Origin of the sequence: Arthrobacter sp. 9AX, from assembly GCF_902506095.1 — a bacterium.
Lineage (GTDB): Bacteria > Actinomycetota > Actinomycetes > Actinomycetales > Micrococcaceae > Arthrobacter.
In genome coordinates, this window is record NZ_LR733293.1 from 3407963 (window position 1) to 3430943 (window position 22981).

16 protein-coding genes are annotated in these 22981 nt (G+C 65.9%); 11 read left to right on the forward strand and 5 right to left on the reverse strand.

All coding sequences use genetic code 11. The features are described 5' to 3' along the window. The first annotated feature begins 169 nt into the window (after positions 1-169). From BACI348_RS15760 to BACI348_RS15785, 6 genes are all read left to right on the forward strand, one after another. On the forward strand, positions 170-1840 hold the full coding sequence (locus BACI348_RS15760; RefSeq protein ID WP_159827452.1) for a sensor histidine kinase: 1671 nt from the start codon (positions 170-172) through the stop codon (positions 1838-1840). 310 nt (positions 1841-2150) lie between these two features. Beyond that, positions 2151-3401: an Nramp family divalent metal transporter gene (locus BACI348_RS15765; protein ID WP_159827455.1), complete on the forward strand. Its 1251-nt coding sequence runs from the start codon at positions 2151-2153 to the stop codon at positions 3399-3401. A gap of 59 nt (positions 3402-3460) precedes the next feature. Next, a complete protein-coding gene (locus BACI348_RS15770; RefSeq protein ID WP_236557580.1) occupies positions 3461-3799 on the forward strand; it encodes a YnfA family protein in 339 nt (112 codons plus the stop codon). 125 nt (positions 3800-3924) lie between these two features. Then, the gene (locus tag BACI348_RS15775; protein ID WP_159827461.1) at positions 3925-4731 is read left to right on the forward strand and encodes an ANTAR domain-containing protein; all 807 of its coding nucleotides are present in this window, start codon (positions 3925-3927) and stop codon (positions 4729-4731) included. A gap of 4 nt (positions 4732-4735) precedes the next feature. After that, positions 4736-5161: an Hpt domain-containing protein gene (locus BACI348_RS15780; protein ID WP_159827464.1), complete on the forward strand. Its 426-nt coding sequence runs from the start codon at positions 4736-4738 to the stop codon at positions 5159-5161. Positions 5162-5446: 285 nt separating this feature from the next. Beyond that, a complete protein-coding gene (locus tag BACI348_RS15785) occupies positions 5447-7663 on the forward strand; it encodes a chitobiase/beta-hexosaminidase C-terminal domain-containing protein (RefSeq protein ID WP_236557581.1) in 2217 nt (738 codons plus the stop codon). A 367-nt stretch (positions 7664-8030) separates the two neighbouring features. Here BACI348_RS15785 and BACI348_RS15790 read toward each other — a convergent pair whose 3' ends face one another. Together BACI348_RS15790 and BACI348_RS15795 are read right to left on the reverse strand one after the other, a co-directional pair. Beyond that, positions 8031-9464 carry a sensor histidine kinase gene (locus tag BACI348_RS15790; protein WP_236557582.1) on the reverse strand — a complete coding sequence of 478 codons (1434 nt, stop codon included), beginning with the start codon at positions 9462-9464 and terminating at the stop codon, positions 8031-8033. An 11-nt stretch (positions 9465-9475) separates the two neighbouring features. Further along, positions 9476-10822, reverse strand: a complete 1347-nt coding sequence (locus tag BACI348_RS15795) for a BTAD domain-containing putative transcriptional regulator (RefSeq protein ID WP_236557583.1) — start codon at positions 10820-10822, stop codon at positions 9476-9478. A gap of 382 nt (positions 10823-11204) precedes the next feature. On the opposite strand from BACI348_RS15795, the gene BACI348_RS15800 reads away from it, so the two are divergent. The 5 genes from BACI348_RS15800 (at position 11205) to BACI348_RS15820 (ending at position 19781) form a co-directional block, all read left to right on the forward strand. Beyond that, complete coding sequence (locus BACI348_RS15800; protein ID WP_159827470.1) at positions 11205-12719, forward strand: sensor histidine kinase; 1515 nt, start codon at positions 11205-11207, stop codon at positions 12717-12719. After that, a complete protein-coding gene (locus BACI348_RS15805) occupies positions 12716-13444 on the forward strand; it encodes a response regulator transcription factor (RefSeq protein ID WP_159827473.1) in 729 nt (242 codons plus the stop codon). The genes BACI348_RS15800 and BACI348_RS15805 overlap by 4 nt, the downstream gene beginning before the upstream one ends. A gap of 79 nt (positions 13445-13523) precedes the next feature. Then, positions 13524-14042, forward strand: a complete 519-nt coding sequence (locus BACI348_RS15810) for a hypothetical protein (protein WP_159827476.1) — start codon at positions 13524-13526, stop codon at positions 14040-14042. Between the two features lie 107 nt (positions 14043-14149). After that, complete coding sequence (locus BACI348_RS15815; RefSeq protein ID WP_159827479.1) at positions 14150-19309, forward strand: peroxidase family protein; 5160 nt, start codon at positions 14150-14152, stop codon at positions 19307-19309. A 127-nt stretch (positions 19310-19436) separates the two neighbouring features. Then, on the forward strand, positions 19437-19781 hold the full coding sequence (locus tag BACI348_RS15820; RefSeq protein ID WP_159827482.1) for a hypothetical protein: 345 nt from the start codon (positions 19437-19439) through the stop codon (positions 19779-19781). A gap of 280 nt (positions 19782-20061) precedes the next feature. Here BACI348_RS15820 and lepB read toward each other — a convergent pair whose 3' ends face one another. The 3 genes from lepB to BACI348_RS15835 all read right to left on the reverse strand — a co-directional run bounded on the left by lepB (position 20062) and on the right by BACI348_RS15835 (position 22861). After that, on the reverse strand, positions 20062-20619 hold the full coding sequence (gene lepB / locus BACI348_RS15825; RefSeq protein ID WP_159827485.1) for a signal peptidase I: 558 nt from the start codon (positions 20617-20619) through the stop codon (positions 20062-20064). After that, entirely contained in the window at positions 20606-22216 is a 1611-nt protein-coding gene (locus BACI348_RS15830) for a multicopper oxidase family protein (RefSeq protein ID WP_159827488.1), read from the reverse strand. The genes lepB and BACI348_RS15830 overlap by 14 nt, the downstream gene beginning before the upstream one ends. 132 nt (positions 22217-22348) lie before the next feature. Beyond that, positions 22349-22861 carry a hypothetical protein gene (locus BACI348_RS15835; RefSeq protein ID WP_159827491.1) on the reverse strand — a complete coding sequence of 171 codons (513 nt, stop codon included), beginning with the start codon at positions 22859-22861 and terminating at the stop codon, positions 22349-22351. Positions 22862-22981: the final 120 nt, after the last annotated feature.

The window sequence follows — 22981 nt, forward strand, 5'->3', positions numbered from 1 at the left end:
CGGTGGACCGATCTTTCTCCCACAATAGTAAGCACGCTGACTATTATCTACTCTGGCCCGCCGGCAGCCTTGCGGGGCCGAGGCAGGCGGCGTAATGCTTTATCCGGGAAAGGAGGCAGCCAGTAGGCTTCAGAAGATACTGACCTGTTGGGCAGGATTAGGGGGAAGTATGTTTTTCGAGTCGGTCGCGCGTTACTTCCGGACGCTGGGCGCCAGGGGCCAAACGGTGATGTTCCAGCTTCCGCTGTCCATCACCATGCTGCTTGTGGTGGTGCTGGCTGCGCTGCTGCATCCAAATTTCCGATGGACCGAAGCATTCCTGTTCACCCTGGCAGGCCATCTCGTCTTACTTGCCGCCTGCGCGCTGATCCCCTGGGAGCGGCTGCCGGAACGGGCGACCCTCACCATCCCCGTCCTGGACTGCCTCGCCATAGGCCTGACCCGTGAAGCAGGCGACCAGTACCTTGCGGTGCTGAGTTTCCTGCTCCTGTTTCCTGTCGCGTGGCTGTCCTACGGCCCGCGCCGCAGTGGGATGGGCATCGCAGTACTGGCCGCCCTGCTGAGCGTCGCACTGCCACCGGCAATCCTCGGCACGGGCTACACCAGCGCCGCCTTCATCCGCATTGTGCTCCTGACGGTCATCCTCGGAGCCATGGCCCTCATCATTCATGGGGTGGCCAATGCGCTCTGCCGGCATCGCTCGATGCTCGAAGCACAGGAAGCCGAGGTGCGGCGGCTGCTGGCGGCCAGCGAAGACCGCGAGCGGCTGCTCTCCACTGTCGTGGACACAGTCAGCGTCACCGTCTGCGCACTCGACGATCATGGCCGAACCATCCTCACCAACCAGCGCCAAGGGAGCCACCCCGCCGGAGCCATCTGCGCAGAGCAACCCGCTGAGGGACGCGCGGACTTCCCGGTGTACGGCGTGGACCGGAAACAGCTCCTTCCCCGGGAACGGCACCCGCGCACCCGCGCCGCCCGGGGTGAGGCCTTCACCGACGAACTGCTCTGGATCGGCAGCGGATCCAGCCAGCGCGCATACTCGGCCACCTGCCGGCTGATCAAGAATCCGGACGGCCGGCACGCCGGCGCCGTCCTGGCCCTGACGGACGTCACCGCGCTGATGGAGGCGCTCTCCGCCAAGGACCAGTTTGTGGCAAGCGTCTCCCATGAGCTCAGGACGCCGCTGACGTCCATCCTGGGCTACCTTGCCCTGGCCCTTGACGACGAGGGCCTGGATCCGGACCTCGAACACTGCCTGGGTGTGGCAAAACGCAACGCCGAACGCCTCCTGACCCTGGTGGGCGACCTGCTCACTACCGCATCCGGCACGGTGACCGTCAGTCCCCGCCCGGCGGACCTTGCCGAGGTGGCCGCCCACAGCGTCGAAGCCGCGCAGCCACGTGCCAGGGCCGGCGGCGTCACTCTCAACCTGGAAACCGGCGGTCCCGCCACCGGGAGGTTCGATCCCGACCGGATGGGGCAGGTCATCGACAACCTGGTATCCAACGCCATCAAATACACCCCCGACGGCGGCACAGTCACCGTCCGCGTCAGCACCACGGGGGACAACCTTCGGTGCCAGGTGGCCGACACCGGCGCCGGGATGACCGAAGAGGACCTCGCCCAGGCCTTCACCCGGTTCTTCCGCACTGCCAAAGCCCACTCCTCAGCCATTCCCGGCGCCGGCCTGGGGCTCGCGATCACCAGGGCCATCGTCGAAAACCACCGCGGCAACATCGCCCTCGCCAGCACGCACGGAAAAGGAACGACGGTCACCGTGACCCTGCCGGACGCGGACGCGCTGGCCAGGACGCTGGTATCCGCCTCCGGGACTTGAGCCACTCTTGAGCAAGACTTGCCCGTTTCCGCCCAGACTCTTGAGGAAGCGCGTGCACAGTATTCCGTGTAAGGCCAAAAACGCGAGGCAACTGCAAACCGGGATCTGGGCCCGGTAGCGCCAAGGCCTTGATCGGAGTAACAACCGAGTCTCATGGCTTGGCGGCGCTAAGCAGCTGGCACCGCCAAGCCAGTCCCTCCCCGGCGGTTCCGCAGCGCACGCACTCCAACGGTCTACCTAAATCCTCCTTTTCGGTAGTCCTAAATGGAGTTATCGTCTTCGCAGTACCCCCGATCACGAGGACGAGACGATGGTTGCGCGGACCTTGCAAAAACCTCCGTTGACCGGCCGCCGATGGTCACGGCTGCTGCTGATGGGGCCCGCCTTCGTGGCGGCCATCGCCTACGTGGATCCAGGGAACGTAGCGGCCAACCTGACCGCAGGCGCCAACTACGGCTACCTCCTCGTGTGGGTTCTTGTGGCCGCCAATGCGATGGCGGTACTGGTGCAGTACCAGTCCGCCAAACTCGGGTTGGCCACGGGACTGAGCCTCCCCGAGATCCTGGGAAAGCGCCTCGGCAACGGCAAGCGGCGCCTGTACTGGCTGCAGGCGGAAGTGGTTGCCGGTGCGACGGACATGGCAGAGGTCATCGGTGGTGCGGTGGCCTTGAACCTGCTGTTCGGGCTTCCACTGCTGGCCGGGGGCCTTCTTATCGGCCTGGCATCGATGCTGCTGCTGGCTCTGCAGACCGCGCGGGGCCAGAAATCTTTCGAGTATGCGATCCTGACGCTGCTGGGAGTCATCGCGGTGGGGTTTATGTCCGGGCTTTTCGTCAACCCGCCCGATGGACCCAGCACCCTGGGCGGCCTGGTCCCCAGGTTCGAGGGGACGGATACCGTCCTGCTGGCGGCCAGCATGCTCGGAGCAACGGTTATGCCGCACGCCATCTACCTGCATTCGGCGCTGGCCCGGGACCGGCACGGCTTCCCGGAGGACCCCGCCGTGCGGACCCGGCTGATCCGGGCTACCCGGTTCGACGTCGCCGGCGCCCTCATGCTGGCCGGGGTAGTGAACATTGCCATGCTCCTGTTGGCTGCTTCCAGCCTGCGCGGCATTGAAGGGACGGACACCATTGCCGGTGCCCACGCCGCTGTATCGACGGCGCTGGGTCCGGTCATCGGAGTGGTGTTCGCGGTGGGGCTGCTGGCTTCCGGCCTGGCCTCCACCTCAGTGGGCTGCTACGCCGGTGCCACCATCATGGGCGGCCTCCTGAAGTTCCGGGTGCCGCTGCTGACCCGCCGCGTCATCACCCTGATACCTGCCCTGCTGGTCCTGGGAGCGGGGATTGAGCCGACCCTGGCCCTGGTGCTCAGCCAGGTGCTGCTGAGTTTCGGGATCCCGTTCGCCCTCATCCCCCTGATCCGGCTCACCGGCAAGCGGGACGTGATGGGCATCCACACCGACTCGCTGCCGCTGAAGATCGCGGGCTGGACCAGCGCCACGCTGATCGTGGGCCTGAACACGGTCCTCATCCTGCTCACATTCTCAGGGCAGTCCTGACGGAACCACCCACCCCGCCGGCTGAGAAAGGCGGCAGGCCGGCTGCGATGATGGGCCCTGTGACTATCGCGAAGACAATCCTGCTGTTCATATTCGCCGCCGCCGCTGAGATCGGTGGTGCCTGGCTCGTCTGGCAGTCCGTCCGGGAGGGCAAAGAGTGGTGGTGGGCCGGGTTGGGCGTTATCGCGCTGGGGATCTACGGATTTGCCGCTACTTTGCAGCCGGACGCCCACTTCGGCCGGATACTCGCGGCATACGGTGGTGTGTTTGTCGCCGGTTCTCTGTTGTGGGGCGTGGCGTTCGACGGGTTCCGGCCGGACAGGTGGGACGTAGCCGGCTCCGCGATCTGCATCCTCGGTGTTGCCGTCATCATGTTCGCCCCGCGAAACGCTGCGTGACAGCACCCGCAGTACCGCTCCGCTGGAAAGTCGAGTACCCGTCACTCGGGCGCTCCCGCCGCCCAGCACCGTAACGTGCAGCAAGAGGTGTCGCCGAGGACACCCGCTGGTGACGGGAGCGGTTTGTGGGAATTGAGCTGCGCCCGCAGCGGGCACCTCATCAGACCGGCGCCGGTGACGGACGCAGCGGAACAGCGTGGTTCCGCGGCCAGTCAGCGGCCCCGCCTGCACTGGGGGTCCTGTTGGACCTGCGCGCGCACAGTGATGAGGCCTCCATCCAACTCCTGTCCCAAGCTGCAGGCACAGCACTCTCAGAGCTGACCGGACACCCCCTGGACTGTGCAGTGTCGGTGGCGAGCCCCGGCAAAGCCGCGCTGGCCTCAGGAACCAGCAGCGCCGCCGTCGGACTCGCACAGTCCGATCACATCAACGGGGACGGGCCGGTGTCCCATGCACTCGCCGGGCATCTTGCGTTCGTCGTCAACAGCTACTCCCCGGACCCACGGTGGCCCGACTCCTGGCGTTCCCTCAACGAGGCAGGCTACAGGTCACTGCTGTCCGTGCCGCTGCACGTGCACACGGGAAGCATGGCAGCGCTGACGTTTCTGGCCCGGCTGGACAACGTCTTCACACCCAGCGTGGTTGTTGCCGCCGCAGCCTTCGGCAGGCTGGCGGCCAGCAGCTACCTGTCCGCGCTGGAACTCAGGACAGCACAGGCAACGGCGGAACAACTCCAGGCCGCGATGCAGGGCCGCACCTCCATCGACGTTGCCTGCGGGGTGATCATGGGACAAAACCGGTGCTCCTACGAGGACGCCCTCCATATCCTCGCCCAGGCCTCCAGCCACCGGAACGTCAAAGCCCGGGTCGTGGCGGAATCGATGCTGCGGGAACTGCCCGGCGGCGCCCCTTCGACGCATTTCGAGGACTGAAGTGATGAGCCCTTTCGACGGACTTCCACCGGTTCCGGCCATACCGTACGACGACGACACCGTGCCGCTGCTGGACAGCGCCGTGCTGCACAGACTGTACGAGGATCTGGACAACGACGAAGGGGTCTGGAAGGTCTTCATCCGGGACTTCGTCGCGCTCCTCCCCTCCAGGCTCGAAAGCCTCCGCCTGGCCATGACCACCGGGGACTCTGCCGGTGCCATGGCTGCCGTCCTCAGCCTGAAAACGTCGAGCCAGATGGTGGGTGCCGAACGGTTGGCGGACCTGGCGCTGGAACTGGAGCGGCTGATCCGCCAAAAAGCGTTCGACGGCGACCCTTCCGTTGTCCTGCCACGGCTGGCAGCAGGCTGCCTGGTCCAGATCAAGCAGTGCGCGCACCAGACCAGGTTTTTCCTGGAACTGCACCTTTAGCCCGCTGAAAATGGGGCGGCCGCGGCTCGCGCGTCCACTCCTTGGGAATCCCTAGGAGTGGTTGAAACCGCGCTGACGGCCCGCGCCTTTCCCGCCTCTCGCCTACCCTTGGCGGGGTCCCGAGCCAAAGGACCGGCCAGCATTTCCCCAAGGTGGCCCTCTTAGGTTGTGAGCGTGCGTGAAGCCCTTACGCACGCACCCAGGATCAGTGAGGTTGTCATGAAAACAGCACCAAGCGGACCAGGAGAGCCGAGGTTCCGCGGTCAAACAATTGGAAGGGCGGGAGTGGTTGGGTCCGTATCCGCCGTACTCTGCGCCACGTCCCTCCTAGCCATCCCGACGGCGAACGCGGCCGTCCCAACGTTCCCCAACAACGTCGTGGTCTTCCCCGACCGGGACTTCGTCACCATCGAGGGCTACCAGGACAAGATCGGGCAGACGGCCACGGTGGAGGTCAACCGGCCCGGAACCGGCATCGTCGGTTCCGCCAAGGCCGTGGTGGCCGCCGGGGACGTGGCCTTTGAAATCAACCACCCCGGCGGAGTCTGCTGGGGTGCCGGGACAGGCCTGAACGTCACCCCCGACATCCTGCCCGGCGATGCCGTGACCATCAAATTCGGCGGAACCGAGGCCGGGACCACTACGGTCCAGGACACCTACGTCACCGGCACCTCCGTCCTGGCCAGCGGTAACACCGTGACCGTCAAGGGGCGCGTCGCGGACGGGGTCAACAAGAACCAGATGGAACAGCGCATCATCGACCCCGCGCTGAAGGACACCACCGTGGGCCGCCGCGACGTCCGTGCAGTCTCCGGGCCGCTGACAGCCGAGGACGGCTACCGGTCCAGCCTTCAATTCGGCGCTGACGGCCCGGAAACCTTCACGGCCACCTACATCTTCGATGATCCGGCTACCGCCGAGATTGTGGCCAACGCCGGCGGCGCGCGGTCCATGGCGTGGCAGGAAGAGGACGCAGACGCCAACCGCCAGGGCCTGACCATTGCCGAGTACGGTGAGTTGGGTGGCCCCGGAATGGGCGGTTGCCCCAACGGGCCCCTGGGGTCCGGTCCTGTGGGACCAACCAAGATTTCAGCGGCCAAAGTCAACGGCGAAATTAAGGTGAACTGGACCCCTGCCGTGGCAGTCCCCGGAACGCCGGCCGTCACCGGCTACCGCGTCACCGCAGTTGCCAAGACCGCAAACGGAAACGAACGGGTGGAATCCGGCGTGCGGATCAGCGACCAGAAGGCCTCGGGCACCACTCTCAAAGGCCTTTCAGCAAACGAGGAGTATGACGTCTACGTAGTGTCCGTGAGCGGCGTCGGGGAGACATACCCGGCCACGCATGCCATCCCGGAAACGGATACCACCGCACCCTCAGTAACCGCCTCCCCCGACGGCGGAACTTACAAAACCGCGCAGGAGCTGACGCTGTCAGCCAATGAGCAGGGCAGCGACATCTACTACACCCTTGATGGAACAGACCCTGTTTCCGGCGGCGTTGGCGTCAAGAGCGCAACCCTTTACAAAGAGCCCATCAAGGTTACCGAAAACACCAAGTTCACATACGCAGCCATCGATCCCTCCGGCAACGCGTCCGACAAGAAAACTATCGAGTTCAAGATCACCAACGATCCCGTTCCGGCTGCTCCAGTAATCACCGGCGCCCCCAAAGCCGGCCTGGGCACGGCCGAAGTATCGTGGACAAAGCCCGACGCCGGTGCGGCAGGGCTGGAGATCACCGGCTACACGGTCCAGGCCTACACGGCCACAGCAGCATTCGGCGAGCCCAGGAAGGTAGCCGGCGACGTGACCACCCTGGTCTATGACGGGCTGAACGGTGACACCGAATACTGGTTCACGGTGAAGGCCACCAACACCAATGGCGACGGCCCAGAATCGGAGAAGAGTGCTTCCGTCACAGCACAGGGTGCAGTCGTGGCGGTCGCCGGACCGGACCAGAACGTCGCCCGGCGTACCACCGCAACCCCGGTCACCCTGGACGGCACCGGTTCCACCACCACCGGCGCCACCTACAAGTGGGAGCAGATCGGTTCCTCGAATGCGGATAAGGTCCTCCTGAACGGGGACACCACGCTGAAGCCAACCTTCAGCCTGCCGGTCTACGCGACGCCGATGACCAACAACGCCCTGACGTTCAAACTGACGGTCACCGTTGGCTCCACGACCCGGACGGATGAGGTCACGGTAACGCCCGTTCCGGACCGGGTCACACTCAGCCAGGCCCAATGGAAGAGCGGCGATCTGAGGATCGGCGGCACCAGCAGCGTGGTCGGCGGAATCGTCACCGTCCGCGTTGGCGGTCCTAACGGCCGGGTCCTGGGACAGGTCAACGTCACAGCGGCCGCCGCTCCGGCAACCGGTGGCGACTGGTCCTTGCGACTGCGCAACGCGGCGGCAGGCACCACCAACCCCGGCACTGTCTGGGTTGAATCCACCCTGGGCGGCACCGCCGGCCCCATGGCGGTCGCCAACAAGTAAAAGGTCAGGGAATCACCACAAAGGCCCGGCGGCTTCCGGAAATATTCCGGAAGCCGCCGGGCCTTTTGTGTGTGCCGCCTCCTTGCTCACCCCAACCCCACTCCTCCCCTTCCCTCTACGGAGTTTTTGTCCACCCTCGGGAGGAGAGGCTCTTATGTCGGGGGCTCCCCGATGAGCGGTAGGCCGCTGCCCCCGGTGCGCGCTGGCTGCTCTCCAGGGTGCGCCGGGCTGCTGCCACCAGCGGGCGTTGGGCTGCTCCCCTGCTCCCGGTGCGCGTCAGCGGCTGCCCCTGCGCCGGGCAGAAAAAGGCCCGCAAGGCAGAACGAAGCACCGCCGGGCAGGGATGCCTGGCGGGCCTTCTGAACGCTTAAGAAGGGCTGGTGCCCCGCGGCGCCGGTGCCGTCAACAGGTCCGGGGCGGAGGGAGCGTTACGGAGCAAGCCAGCGAAGCGGAAGGCAGGCGCGGCCACGCCGAACGTTGCGGTGACGGTGGTGCCTGCCCCGGGAGTGGAGCGGATGTCAAGCGTTCCCCCGGCCTGCCGGACGGTATCCCCCACGATCCTCAGGCCAAAGTGGCCTTCCGGACGGGGCTGCGCAGGATCGAACCCGAGGCCATCGTCCGCCACCATGATCTGGGTGACCTCGCCGGCCTGCCTAATGCGGACCAGCACCGATTGTGCCGACGAATGCTTAGCGGCGTTAACCAGTGCCTCACGCGCCACGCGGTAGAGCAGGACCGCCCGCTCCTTGGTGAGCACCAGGTTGTCCGGCATCTCTACGGTGGTGGCAATGCCGCGTTCCACCAGCGGCGCTTCCAGCCTCTGCAGGGAGGCTTCCAGCCCCAGCTCTTCGAGGTCCGGCGGGTAGAGCTCACTGGTCATGGCCCGGAGGGTGCGGATGTTGTTCTGAAGCATGGTCCGGGCATTGGCAAACACCGGCTGTTGCGCGGGTGGCCCGCGGCGCTCTTCCGATTCCATCGCGTACGCCAGCCCGGACAAGTCCTGGATCACCTCGTCATGGAGTTCGCTGGCGATCTGCCGGCGCTCCTGGTCGGATGCTTCGATGGCGTAGCGGAGCAGCGCGTTGCGTGCCGACTGGTGGAACTGGATCCTGCGGGCCAAACGGACGGCCGGAACAAGTTGGGTCAGCTGCAGGACCGCCAGCGACAGGACCAGGGGCGGGATCATCCCCATCAACACCGCATTCTGCTCGCGGCGGACCCCCTCACCCGACGAGTACGTTTCGAAGATCATCGGGGCGCCGCTTAGCGACGAGGACCGGGCGTAGACTTCCACGAGTTCGCCGGCGTCCGCCTCAAACTCGTTCTCTTCCCCGGTCTGGTTTTCCAACGTAGCCGTTGCCGGTCCACCGTCAAGGAGCAGGCGGGCCCATTCCTCGTGCTCAAACTCCTGCCCGATGAGGACTTCGGCGTCCGAGTACACCACACGCCCGCGTTCATCCCAGACCTTGATCCTTGACACGCCGCTCTCGGCCAGCCAGGGCTCAAGCCGCTGGTCAAGCAGTTTCACGGCTTCGGGATCCCCCGCGAGGAGCTGGTCCGTTATTAGCGGCCCCACCACGTTGTCCGCCAGACGCTGGGTGATGTCCCTGGCGTTGGCCAACGCGTGCCGTTCCGCTTCGGCACGGATCCAGAACGTCACCGGGGTGGCAACCAGGACGAGGGCCGCGAAACCGGCGGTAAGGAAGCGGGCAACAGCTGCCCTGACCTCCCGCCGCTCGGCTGCGGCATCATCGTTTATGGTTGCGGTGTTGGCGGACTCTGCGGCCGGCAGTCTGCGCACGCTGCGCCGATCTAGCCCTGCCCGGCGGGTTCCAGCGCCGGTACGCCGGTACCCCACCTCGCCACCAGGGACGGATTCACGATCATGTTGCCTGCGTGTGCGTGCCTCAACGTATCCAGCATGACGCCCAGGGCTCCGTCTTTCGGGAGGAATGCGCAGATGCCCATGCTGGCAGCGGCACGCAGGGCCTCCTGCGACGGGTTGCCCGTCAGCATCACCACCCGCGTGCCCGGAGCCTGGGAAAGAATCAGCTCGGCAGCTTTGAGGCCGGAACCGTCATCGAGGTGCAGATCCATGATGACGACGTCGGGCCGCAGTTCCTGGAACATCGACACCGCAGAGGTCACGGAACGTGCCGCCCCTACGCTCTGGAGGTCCGGCTCGCGGTCAAGCGCTCCCGCCAGCAAATCCGAAAAGGTGGTGTGGTCGTCAACGATCAGGATCCGCAGCCGCCCCGTATCCTGCCTGGCGGCCGGATGGGGGCGGGTCTCCGAGGCTACCTGGATGGGACCACGGATGTCCGACCGATCTGAGGTAGCCGCGGTGCTCGTCAGCAGCCTGGCTTGCGCCTCCCTCAACGACGGGCCGGGGGCGCAGCCCAATTCCTCATCCATGACCCTGCGGCAGCGGTCGAACGCCCGCAAGGCCTCAGTGTTCTCGCCGTTGCCCTCCAGTCCAAGAACCAGTGCGGTCCAGGCGCGCTCGTTGAGGGGATCCTCCTTCACCGCTGCACCGGCGAAAGCAACTGCCTTGCCGACGTCCCCGACGCGAAGCGCGGTTTCTGCGGCCAGGACACGGGCCAGGCAGACCCGCGCCGCATGCAGGGCCCGCTCCTCCTCCGCCCAGGCCGGCAGCAGTTCGTCCCCGAGCAGCGGAGCCGACGCCAGGTCGAGTGCTTCGGTGAGCAGTGCGAGCGCCGCGCGCGGCTCAACTTCCTGGCCGGCCATTTTGGTCAATGTTTCGAACCGGTCCAGATCCAGGTCCACCAGGGACCGGTCGATGGCATAGCCACCCGTGACCGTCCTGAGGGGGCCTGTCCGCCCGGTGCCGGGCTGCAGGTGGCGCCGGAGAACGCTTACATAACTTTCAAGGGTGGGCAGTGCAACTGATGGATGGTTGCCGCCCCAGAGCAGGTCCATAATCCGGGTCTTTGACACTGCCGAGCCGAAATTCATCAGGAGAATCTCGAGCACTTGGCGGGGTTTGGGCCCGCCAAGGTCGTTGGCCGTCAGTTCCCTGCCGCCCCGGCGTATTGTCAGTGGACCGAAGACCGAAATCTGAAGCGCCGGCGCCAGTGACGACGCTCCAGAAACGGTGGCTGTATCGGCCTCTGTCTTGGCCAGTTCCAAAATAACCACGAAGGCCTCCCCCAATTGGTTCAAGTGCGTGGGTCTTATTGAAGATGGCGGAAAACACGCGAACAACAGTGCCGTGTACTCACTTATTGAAGCGCCGGTACTTAGGCACTACCTGCTCCTACGCGGGCACCTGCGCGCCTGAAATACGCCACGCGCCTGTAGGTAGCTGCGAGCCTGGAGGCATTTCCGCTGGTGAAGCCAAGTATTAGGACGGGGACGGGACCACGTTGGGAAAACCTAGGTAGTCCGGTCCCGGGCGGGCTACCGGCCGCCAAAGATTTCCCCAAGCGGACAAAACTAACTTTTCCCGTAGGGGGCACGGCCGCAGTGTGGGACAAACAACTGCGAGGCGGCCACAGGGGCACAGGGAAGGAAAAGGCCAATGGGGACCAGGCACGGGGATTCCGCCCGGATACCCATGAAGCCGGTGAAACACGGCTGGCACCGGCTTCGGTCGGAATTTCGAACGGTCCGTTTTCGGGTACTCGCCACGGTCATGGCTTTCCTGGCTGCCGGCCTGATGGTCACCGGCGTCAGCACGCTTGCCCTCGACCTGCGCAACCTCAACAGCCGCGTCAGCGATGAGCTTCTGCTCCAGTCGGCCAGGCTCCAGGACACCGCGGACCGGGGCCATCCGGGCGGCGGGCCGTTCACGTCCCTCGATGGATTGTTCAAAGTGTTCCTCCAGGGCGGCGCTCCCGGCAAGTACGAATCGGTGATGGCCACCGTCAGCGGCGGTACCACGTTCCTTCCCGCAGGCGGGCAGGCCAGCAATCTCGCCGCGCCCGAGGTGCTGGAGACAGCCTGGGCCGAGCATCTTGAAAACCGCACGGTACTCCACGACATGACGCTGGACGGACGGACCGTCCGCCTGGCCATCACCTCCGTCGAACTGAACGGCGGAGCCAGCCGCGGGCTGTTGGTGGCAGCAAACCAGATCGGGCTGCAGCGGGAGCAGATGGTGGCATCCTTCGGCACGTTCGCGGCGGCATCGCTGGCCACCCTTCTGCTGGCAGGAGCCGTGGGTTTCCTGGTGACGGGCCGGTTGTTTGTTCCGGTTCGGCGGCTGCGCCAGGCCACAGCGTCCATCACCTTCGAAGACCTGGGGACCCGCGTCCTGGTCCCGCCCGGCGATGACGACGTTTCGCATCTGGCCACAGACTTCAACCGCATGCTGGACAGGCTGGAAAAGGGCATCGCGGACCAGCGCCGGTTCGTCGATGACGCCAGCCACGAACTGCGGACGCCCCTGACGATTATCGGCGGACATCTGCAGCTGCTCCGGGCAGCGGACCCACAGGACGTGGTGGAGACCCAGACGCTGCTGCTGGAGGAACTGGACCGCATGCAGGCGCTGGTGGATGAACTGCTGATGCTGGCCCGCAGCGGCCGTCCGGACTTCATCCGGACGGACTGGATCGACGCCGATGCCTTCCTGGCAGCGGCGATGGACAGGGTCAAGGTCCTTGCTGATCGCCGGTGGCACATCGATCAATTGCCCGGCGGCCGGTTCCGGGCCGACCGCAACCGTCTCACGCAGGCGGTGGAGCAGCTGGCAGCCAATGCCGTGCAGTCAACGCGTCCGGACGATGTGATCTCCCTCGGTGCGGCCTGGACCCACATCCCGGCCGGCACGTCCCCGCGTGAGGAACACCCGGCGGCCGGTGGTATCGACATCTGGGTGGCGGACACGGGCTGCGGAATCAGCCCCGCGGACCAGGAACGCATTTTCGAGCGCTTCGCCAGGGCCGGAGTTTCACGCGGCACAGAAGGATCGGGCCTGGGCCTGCCTATCGTCAAGGCCATCGCCGAGGCGCACGGCGGAACACTCCGGGTGACGTCGCGGGTGGATGAAGGCAGCCGCTTTGTGCTTTCGCTGCCGGGAGGGACCGCATGACACGGATACTGATAGCTGACGACGAGCCACGGATCGCGGGCTTCATCACCAAGGGGCTCACCGCGGCCGGGTACACCACTTCATCGGTGGAGGACGGGATCCGGGCGCTGGATTACGGAAGCTCCGGCGAGTTCGACCTGCTCCTCCTCGATATCAGCATGCCCAGGATGGACGGGTTGGCTGTACTCGCGGCCCTGCGCGCCATGAAGTGCACCGTTCCCGTGATCGTCCTGACGGCCAGGGATTCGCTCCAGGACACGCTGGCAGCGCTCGACGGCGGCGCGGACGACTACATGACCAAACCGTTCCGTTTCGAGGAGCTGCTGTCGCGGATCCGGCTGCGGCTGCGCCAGGTCCCGGACATCCAGGAGGCACTGGTTCCGACGGGCGGCGACATCACCCTGGACGTCGACCTGCGATGTGCCAACGTCCGGGGCAAGGCTGTGCCGCTGTCCGCCCGTGAGTTTGCCATGGCCCGGGTGTTCGTGGAGAACGAGGGCAGGGTGCTGACCCGCGAACAGCTGCTGAGCCGTGTGTGGGGATACGACTTTGACGGCTCCTCCAACGTGGTGGACGTCTATGTGGGCTACCTGCGCAACAAGCTTGGTCCCGAAAGGTTCCTCGCCGTCCGCGGTGCCGGCTACCGGTTTGTGGCGTCCCCCGCTGCGCTGCCCGAACCGGCGCCCCAATCAATCCCCCCATCAATGCCCCAAACCCGTTCATGAGAGGTTTCTCATCAACGTCTCATTCCCCTCTCACCGGCGCCCGGCAGAGTGGGGAGCACACTTCAAGAAAGGCGAACCGATGAAAAAATTCTGGTACCTCCCCATTGCAGCTGTGGTTGGCGCAACAACCTTGACGGTCTGGGGCCAGGCCAACGCCGGCCCGCCCCCTGAGGTCACGCCCGGCGTCGTGGTGACGGCCGACGTCGCGTCCGCCGTCCGCAGCGCAGAAACGGAATCCCCGGCAACCGAACTCACGGGCCCAAGCCCCACGGCCAGCATCACCGCGATCCCCGAGCATGAGACTCCGGAGACAGAGCTGGTCGCCGCTGAGCTGCAAACCTACGCACCCGCGCAGCCAGCCGGCATACCCACGTACGACCAGTTCGACGACAAGGGCGGGCTCAGGGCCCCGGGTGTCTCCGACGACGGGCCGGCCCACGACCTCGGCGACGACAAAGGCGGGCTCAGGGCCCCGGGCGTCTCCGACGACGGGCCGAACCACGACCTCGGCGACGACAAAGGCGGCCTGAGGGATGACCGGGCCTCCGACGACGGCCCCGGCCATGACAGCGGGGACGATAAGGGCGGTGACCGCTAGGCCCTGATAGCCGGCGCCCAAGGTTTTCCCTAGGACGCCCCTGCAATCTGTCCTTGTTTCGCCGGTCCTACTGGGGGCCCGGCCCTACAGGGGGAGCAGATTGCAGGATGAAGGCCTCATCGCGTCAACACACACGAGCACCAAAAACCCAGGGCACCCGCCCGCGCTTCCGGTTCCTGGCCGCCTCGGGGGCGTTTGCCCTGGCCGCGTCCATGGGCCTGCCGCCCATCGCGGCCCATGCTGTGCAGGCCCCCACCGGCGCGGGCTTCACGGTGACACCCGCCGACTTGTCCTTCATCCTGAAGCAGATCAAGATCGCCGAAGCCCATGTAGCCAACACCACGTCGGAAACCGGACCGTGCGGGGCCCTGGTGGGCACCGGACCCAACCAGCTCGCCAGCCCGCTGCTGTCCCACGGGCTGCGCACGGTGGACGGCAGCTGCAACAACCTCCAGCCCGGCCAGGAAACCTATGGCGCCTCGGACCAGGTGTTTCCGCGCCTGGGCTCCAAGTCCTTCACGGCTGCAGAAAGCGGATCCTTCGGCGGACCTCCGGCAGCCACGAGCTACACCCAGAAATCGGGAAGCGTCTTCGATTCGCGGCCGCGCACCATCAGCAACCTGATCGCTGACCAGACGTCCACCAACCCGGCGGCCGTCGCCGCCGCCGGTTTCCCGGCGAGGACCCAAGGAAACACGGGCGTGGTGCCCTGCACCACGGACCCCATCCCTGACGCTGACCCGCCTGTGAAAGCCGCCCCGGATGGCTGCGTCCCCTCACACAACACACTGTTCATTCCCAACGTCACTACCGACGTCGGACTTTCCCCGCCCTACAACTCCCTGTTCACCCTCTTCGGTCAGTTCTTCGACCACGGCATCGACCAGACCGTCAAGGGCGGCGGCACTGTCTATGTCCCGCTGAAGGCCGATGACCCGCTGATCGCAGGGCCGGACCACGTCTTCGGCAACGCAGATGACCTCAACCCGCACATGCGCTTTATGGTCCTCACGCGCGGCCAGAACCAGCCGGGGCAGGACGGGAAGCCGGGCACCGCTGACGATGTGCAGGATGCGTTGAACACCAATTCGCCGTGGGTGGACCAGAGCCAGACCTACTCGTCGCATTCCTCGCATCAGGTGTTCCTGCGGGAGTACGCCAAGAACTCCACCGGGAACCCCGTGTCCACCGGCAGGATGCTGGGCGGTCCGGCGGGCACGCCTACCGCGGGCGGCATGGCTACCTGGCACGACACCAAGAGGCAGGCACGCGAGCTGCTGGGCATACAACTGCTGGACAAGGACGTCCTGAACGTTCCCATGCTGGCCGCTGACGCCTACGGAAAGTTCATCCCCGGCCCCAAGAACGGGCTCCCGCAGTTTGTCACGCGGTCCGGCCTCGTGGAGGCGGACCGCACCGCGAACGGTGGGCTCGGAACGCTGGTGCCCCAGGACGTGCTGTACTTCAACACCCCATTCCTGACCGACATCGCGCACAACGCCGATCCGTCCCCGCAGGACGCCGACCACAATCCGGCCACCCCGCCGGCTGCTCCCGCCCCGGACAGCGACAAGGCAGCTTCCGCCGACTTCGCCGGCCAGGCCCCGGGCACTTACGACGATGAGATGCTGGACGCGCACTTCATCGCCGGTGACGGCAGGGTCAACGAGAACATCGGCCTGACCGCCATCCACCAGGTGTTCCATTCCGAGCATGACCGCTTGGTGGGAGACATCAAGCGGGTCCTGACGAACGACACCTCCACCAAGGGCACCGCAGCCCTTGCCGAGTGGAAGCTGGCCTCCGGTGCCGAGGGCTGGAACGGCGAGCGGCTGTTCCAGGCCGCCAGGTTCATCGCCGAGATGGAGTACCAGCACCTGGTGTTTGAGGAGTTTGCCAGGAAGATCCAACCCGGTATTAACCCCTTCGAACCGTTCGCTTTCTCCCAGACGGACATCAACCCGGCCGTCAGCGCCGAGTTTGCCCATGCCGTGTACCGCTTCGGCCATTCGATGCTCACGGAGACCATCTCCCGCCGCAACGAGGACAGCCCGGGTGCGGACAAGGTATTTGGAACGTCCGACGACGTCCGGGGCTCCCAGAACGACCTTTCCCTTCTTGAGGGGTTCTTGAATCCGCCCGCCTACACAGACGGCGGCCCGGCCGGCGCGCTCACTTCTGAGGAGGCTGCCGGCAGCATCATCATGGGCATGTCGGACCAGGTGGGCAGCGAACTGGACGAGTTCGTCACCGACACGCTCCGCAACAAGCTCCTGGGCCTGCCCATGGACCTCGCCGCGATCAACCTGACGCGGGCCAGGTCCGAAGGGCTGCCCACGTTGAACGGACTGCGCCGGGAGCTTCACGGCGCCACGAACGACAGCCAGCTCAAGCCGTACACCAACTGGATCGACTTCGGTGAGCACATCAAGCACCCGGCGTCCCTGGTCAACTTTGTGGCAGCCTACGGCAGGCACCCCTCCATCGTGGAAGCCACCACGCTGGAGGGCAAGCGCAAGGCGGCCCGGCTGATCGTCAGCCCGGACGCGCTGGCCGGTGAGGTGGCCCCGGAGGACGCGGTGGCCTTTATGAACAGCACGGACGGCTGGGCCAACAAGGGCACCTCATCCATCACCGGACTCGACGACATCGATCTCTGGATGGGCGGCCTGGCCGAACGGACCAACCTGTTCGGCGGACTGCTCGGCAGCACCTTCAACTACGTCTTCGAGAGCCAGATGACCGATCTGCAGAACGGTGACCGGCTGTACTACCTGGCGCGTACGCCGGGGATGAACCTGATGGCCCAGCTCGAGGGCAACTCCTTCGCGGAGATGATGATGCGCAACACCAACGCAAAGGCACTGAAGGCCGATGCCTTCGCCACCGCCGACTGCAAGTTCGAGCTGAAGAACCTCAACGGAACCCCCAAGGGCTTCGCATCCGCAGGCAATACCGTGGCGGACGATCCCACCACCGAATGCAGCGAATCCGCACTGCTGATCCGCATGCCGGACGGCACCATCAAGTACCGCGCGTCCAACTCGGTGGACCCGGGCGGCATCAACGGCCAGGCCGTGTACAACGGCTCGGTCAATGCCGACCGCATCCACGGCGGGGTGGACAACGACACGGTGTGGGGCGGCCCCGGCAACGACGTCATCGAAGGCGGCGACGGCGCCGACACGGTGCTGGGCGGCGATGGAAACGACATCATCACCGACTCGAACGGCGACGACATCCTCAAGGGCGGGCCGGACAATGACGCGATCGACGGCGGCCCGGGCCTGGACCTGCTCCTCGGCGGGGACGGGCGTGACTTCATCAACGGCGGCGCGAACTCCAACGAAACCTTCGCCGGTGAAGACGACGACTTCGTGATCGCCGGCGAGGGCCTGGACGCCGTGTTTGGCGGCGGCGGGAACGACTGGGCGGAAGGCGGCGACGGCCCCGACCTGCTGATCGGCGACTCCAGCAACCTGTTCTTCCTGGACGATTCCCAGAAGCCCGGCCACGACATCCTGGTGGGCCAGGGCGGCGACGACGACTACGACATGGAAGGCGGGGATGACATCGGCGTGGCCGGAGCCGGGGTCGAAAGGGTGGCCGGCGCCTCCGGCTACGACTGGGAGATCGGCGAGCACGATCCGCAGCCGCAGGACGCGGACCTTGACCTCCCGATCGCACCGCTGGACATCCTCCAGGTGGGCGTCCGCGACAGGTACAACGAGGTGGAAGCGCTCTCCGGCGGTCCGTTCGATGACAAGCTCCGCGGCGACGACATCATTCCCAAGACGAGGGGCGGCGGCGGTTTCATCGGCTGCGACGTATTGGACCAGGCCGGCGTGGACCGGATCAAGGGACTCAGCGAGCTCATCACGTCGCTGCCCACCCCGCTTGACGAAGTGGTCAACGCGTCCGCTTCCAAAGAATGCCCCGTACTCACGGGCCCCTCGGTCTGGGGCGAGGGCAACATCCTCCTGGGAGGCGGCGGAAGCGACCTGCTTGAGGGCCGCGGCGGCGATGACATCATCGACGGCGACCGGTACCTCAGCGTCCGGCTGAGCGTCCGCAGGGAAGCCAGCGACCCGGCAAGCGAAATCGGCAGCGCCACGGGAATGAACGCGCAGTACCAGCGCACGTCCGACGGCGCGCTGACCGGCCCGACGCTCCAGCAGGCAGTGTTCGCCGGCGCCGTGGACCCCGCCAACATCATCGTTGTCCGGGAAATCCTGAACTCCAGCGAAGGAACCGACACGGCCTACTTCGCGGACTTCGAAGCAAACTACACCGTCACCACCACCGGCGGAGACGGCACCCTGGGCTCACCCGGATCCATCACCACCGTCCGGCACAACAACGGCCAGGACGGCACCGACACCCTCACCAACATCGAACAGCTCGCTTTCGGCAACGGAACCGCTGGAGGAGGCGACGACGTCGGCGAGGTGGAGGACGGCGTGGACGAGGGAGGCGAAGTCGGGGACGGAGCCGGCGAAGGAGAAGGCACCGAGGGCGATGACGGGGTGGTAGTCATCCCGGGCGACGGCGAAGTTGTGGTGGTTGTCCCCTCGACGCCGGGTACGGAGCCCGCTCCCGGCACCACCCCGGTGGACCAGACCCCGATAGACCCCGCACCCGAGAACCCGGCACCGGTGGAGCAGACCCCAGTGGACCCACCAGCACCCGCGGACCCCGCACCAGCGGACCCCGCACCGGCGAACCCGGAACCCGCGGACCCCGCACCGGCGAACCCGGCACCCGCGGACCCCGCACCAGTATCAGCCGGCTTCTTCGTCCGGACCGTTGACGCCACGGGAACCCAGGTGGGAGAAATCCTGACTGCCGAACCCGGTGCCACCAGGATCGTGGTGGGCGGCCTGGAGAACGGCGCCGCCTACAGGTTCCAGGTTGCCCCGGCCAGCGGCGGCGAACCGTTGTTCTCGGACCTGAGCGAACCCGTGGTCCCCGGCACGGCTGGGGACACGCGCCGCACCGACCAGGATGCGCCTCTGGCGGGATCCGGGACGGACCAGCCGCAGGCGCCAGGCGCTGCTCCCTTCGGCGGGGCGTTCGGAACAGCACCGGTGGTCACCCTGGCGGCCCTGGCGCACTACCTTTCCACAAATCCCGGAACCGCAGCCTTCGCCATCACCACGGGAGGCCTGTTGGCGGCCTGTGCACTGTTGGCCTACAAGCTGTACCGTGCCCGGGCCAACGCCAGAAAGGAAAAGTCCAAGGAACCAGCAAGTTCTGCAACGGCCTGACAAACCGGGAGCACGCCGCACGGCGTGCTCCCGGTTGGCCGTTCGTACCGCGATACCTTGGAAGACAGGGAAACACCAAGGTTGGGTGCACAGGATTCCCCAGCATCCCATCACTAACGTCGTAAGCATGTTTACTTGTTCAGTCCTTCGGTGTACGAATCCGGGCGTCGCCTTTACGGCAGGCAGCCAAAACCTCGTGGCTGGCTATCACGAGGCTTACGTCTGTGCGCAGCACAAGGCGTTGATCGAAGCCGGCGCACCCTGGGACATGGAAGGCCGTTCCGTGCTGATGGGCCGGGACCTGGCGCCGATCCTCAACAGCTGGTCCGCCCGCCCCAGCGCGGGATCCGAGGGCTTCACCCTCACCCTGGAGATCGCCGGCCAGATCAAGCCCGTGGAGGTTTTCCTGATGCCTGAGGAGGCGAAGACGCTGTCCTCATTCATCGACGCGGCAAACAACGACGGCGGATGAGGGCTTAAAGCTCCCCCGCTCCCCGACCTGGGCGGCCACCAACGCAGCACGACGTCGGCTCCTCACTGAGGGGCCGACGTCGTACTTTGCAGGCCCGAGCCGGCGCCCGCGGCAAGGCCCCCTTCTCAGCCCCCTTCTCCACTTCAAGCTTTCTCCAAGGTGGTCCCAGTGGCACAGAGGACCGCCGGCGCGCCCATCAGTGGACGTCCGGTCAGGCTGAAACCTCATGAATGTGGGTGATGAATGGCACGTGCCTGGAAGGTGGCTCCCTGCGGGAAAACTACTTCCGGCCGGCCAGCAGCGTGCCCTGGACCGCCGCAAGGGGCACGGGCCCGAAGTCCCTTGAGTCAATGGAGACGGCGCGGTTGTCGCCCAGCACAAAGACGCTGCCGGCCGGCACCTGCACCGGGCCGAAGTAGGTGGCGTCGATGCGGCTGTGGTCGATGAAAGGCTCGGGCACCGCGACGTCGTCCACGTACAGTTCAGCGTCGCGGATGGCGACGCTCTGGCCCTCCCCCGCGACCACGCGCTTGATGACCGTGTGTCCGTCCACGGGGCTGGTGAAAGCCACCACATCCCCGTTCCGGATCGAGCCCGCCGGCTTATAGAGCAGCACGACGGCGCCGGTAGCGATGGTGGGCTCCATGCTGTCCGAGGAGACAGTGAGGGGTTCCACCAGCCACGCGCGGGAGGCCAGCAGGGCCAGGGCAGGAATGAGGGCGGCCGCAACAAGGCGGGTGCGTTTCGGAAGGGGCAGCGCCGATGACCACGGACGACGGCGGTCCGCAAGCCGCCGCCGTCCGTGGGGTTTTTGTGGTGCCTGCTCAGTCGTTGTCATCGTCCCATTCAGCCTTGGCCGCCGTCATGGGATCGTTCTCGTCCGGGTCGCTGTCCTTCAGTCCTACCCGGAACTGGGCCATCATGTCGTGGTCCTCGTGCGGCAGGTTGTGGCAGTGCATCATGTACACACCCTTGTTCGGGGTGAACTTCATCAGGAGCCGGACGGTCTCGCCTTCGCCGACGTACACCACGTCCTTTGGACCGCGTTCGTGCGCGAAGGGCGCCTGTCCGTTGCGGCTGATGACCTGGAAATCCACCAGGTGGATATGGACCGGGTGGAACCAGCCGCCGGAGGAGTTCTCGATTTCCCAGATCTCCACCGAGTTGAGCGCAGGATCGGCCACCACCTTCTTGTAGCCGCTGGCGATGACGTCCTGCCAGCTGTCATCGTTGATGGTCCACAGGTTGGTGGTGTCGTTCCGCTTGACCTTGAACTTGCGGGTTTTCACGGACTGGCCTGCGGTCAGCGACATGGCTTCGCTGCCCGCCAGGGTGGTTGGAATCCGGTTCCAGGTGGGGTCTGAGGTGTCCACCGCATCGTCGGTGACATCGAACGCCATGATCTTGTTGGTGAAGTCGTAGTCCACGTTGTTCCTGTTGGACAGGTTCCGCAGCTCGATCCGCTGCCCTGTCTTGTACTTCCGGAAATCGATCAGGACCTCGTACCGCTCCGCGCCGCCGTGCCGGTAGCTCGCCACGCTCTGCGCCGCCGGCATCAGGCCGCCGTCCGTGGAAACCACCACCAGCGGATCGCCGGTACTAAGCGTGGGACGCAGGGAACGGGAGATGGAGCAGTTCAGGATCCGGAAGCGGTACACGCGCTTCTGCACCTTCATCACCGGCCAGGGCTTCCCGTTGACCAGGATCACGTCGCCCCACAGGCCCGAGTGGGTGTTGTCGTCGTAGCCCAGCGCTCCGTCGGCGGCGAACATCACATCGTTGATGGTCAGTGCCACGTCGAAATCGCCCTGCGGGAGCAGTTTTCGTTCGATGGGATCGTGCATGTGGTACTGCGCCACGAGGCCGGAGTAGGCGTTGAGGGCCGTGAAGTGGACGCCGTGGTCGTGGTACCACAGGGTGCGGGCGGGCTGGAAGTTGGGGTAGTGGTAGTCCTTGTGGAACCCCGGGAGGGTGATGTCACTGGCGTAGCCGTCGTACTGCGGCAGGGACGCCGATCCGTGCAGGTGCGTGGAAGTGGACAGGGTGTGCCCGTCCAGCGCATGCTGCGCCGGAAGCTTGTTCCGGACCCGCAACACCGCTTTGGTGCCCTGGTCCAGGCTGATGGTGGGCCCGGGGAACATCCCGTTGTAGCCGAGGATCGGGGTGGTCAACCGGGGCAGGATCTGGGCATTGGCGGCCTGCTCGGTCACCTGGTAGTAGTTGACGGGCGCGCCGTCGACCGGATCAATCCCGGTGGAGCTCGGCCTCAGGAAAGGTGCCTGGCGGAACTCTGCCTGGAAGGGCCGGGGCATCTCCTTGTCACTGAGCCGGCTGGCCGACTTGGCCTCCACCGATCCCGTGGGCAGCAGGGCGGCCCCTGCTCCCAGGACTCCGAGTCCTCCGGTTAACAGCACTTGGCGCCGTGAAATTGTCATGGTTGGCCTCCTTCGTTCATGCTCAGACTGTGCCGGACCCAGGTTGTAGATTTCCTGCGCAGTGCTCCCCCGCTCTTGGGGAAACCATGAAAGCCGCGCGGCCTCAGGCAGTCCGGCAGTCCCGCGGTCCGGCTATGTGCCTCCCCGGTGGTGACCGGCACCCAGGGACAGGCCGGGGCCGCCGGGCAGTTCCAGGGCGAGGTCAATGGCCCGGTCAGGGAGCTCGTACACGAGTGTGGCGCTGATGCTTTCCCCTTGCCGGGCCGTGGCCGGCGCAGGCGAAAACCACACCGGCTCCCACTTCCCGCCGCCCAGGGACGATACTGCGTAGTGGGACGGGTCGAAGCGCAGGCCGTCCTGTTCCATGGCCGTGAGCTCCAGCAGGATGCGGACCCGGTGCAGTTCTGCCCCTGGCGGACTGGCGAGCACTGCGGGAGCTGTGGGTGGTGCCCATCCGTCCGCCTCAAGGGGAATCACACCGTTGATGCGGGCAACGCCACCGTCCAGGTTCCCCGCTGCGCCCAGCAGTGCCGGTGGCGTCCGCGGTGGCGCCATCAGGATGCTGGCCACCAAAGCGGCTGCGAGTGTGAGCAGAAGTGCCGGCGCAAGGATCCTGGTGCGCTTGAGCAGTGCTGTTGATGCCATAGCGGGCAGTCTCCCGGCGGCTCCTAGGGAACTCCTAGGAGTTTTTCCAGGACTCTTGAGGAATTCTTGCCCGTATCTGTCCGCAGTCCTTGAGCCCGCAGGTGGACAGTAAACCCAAGC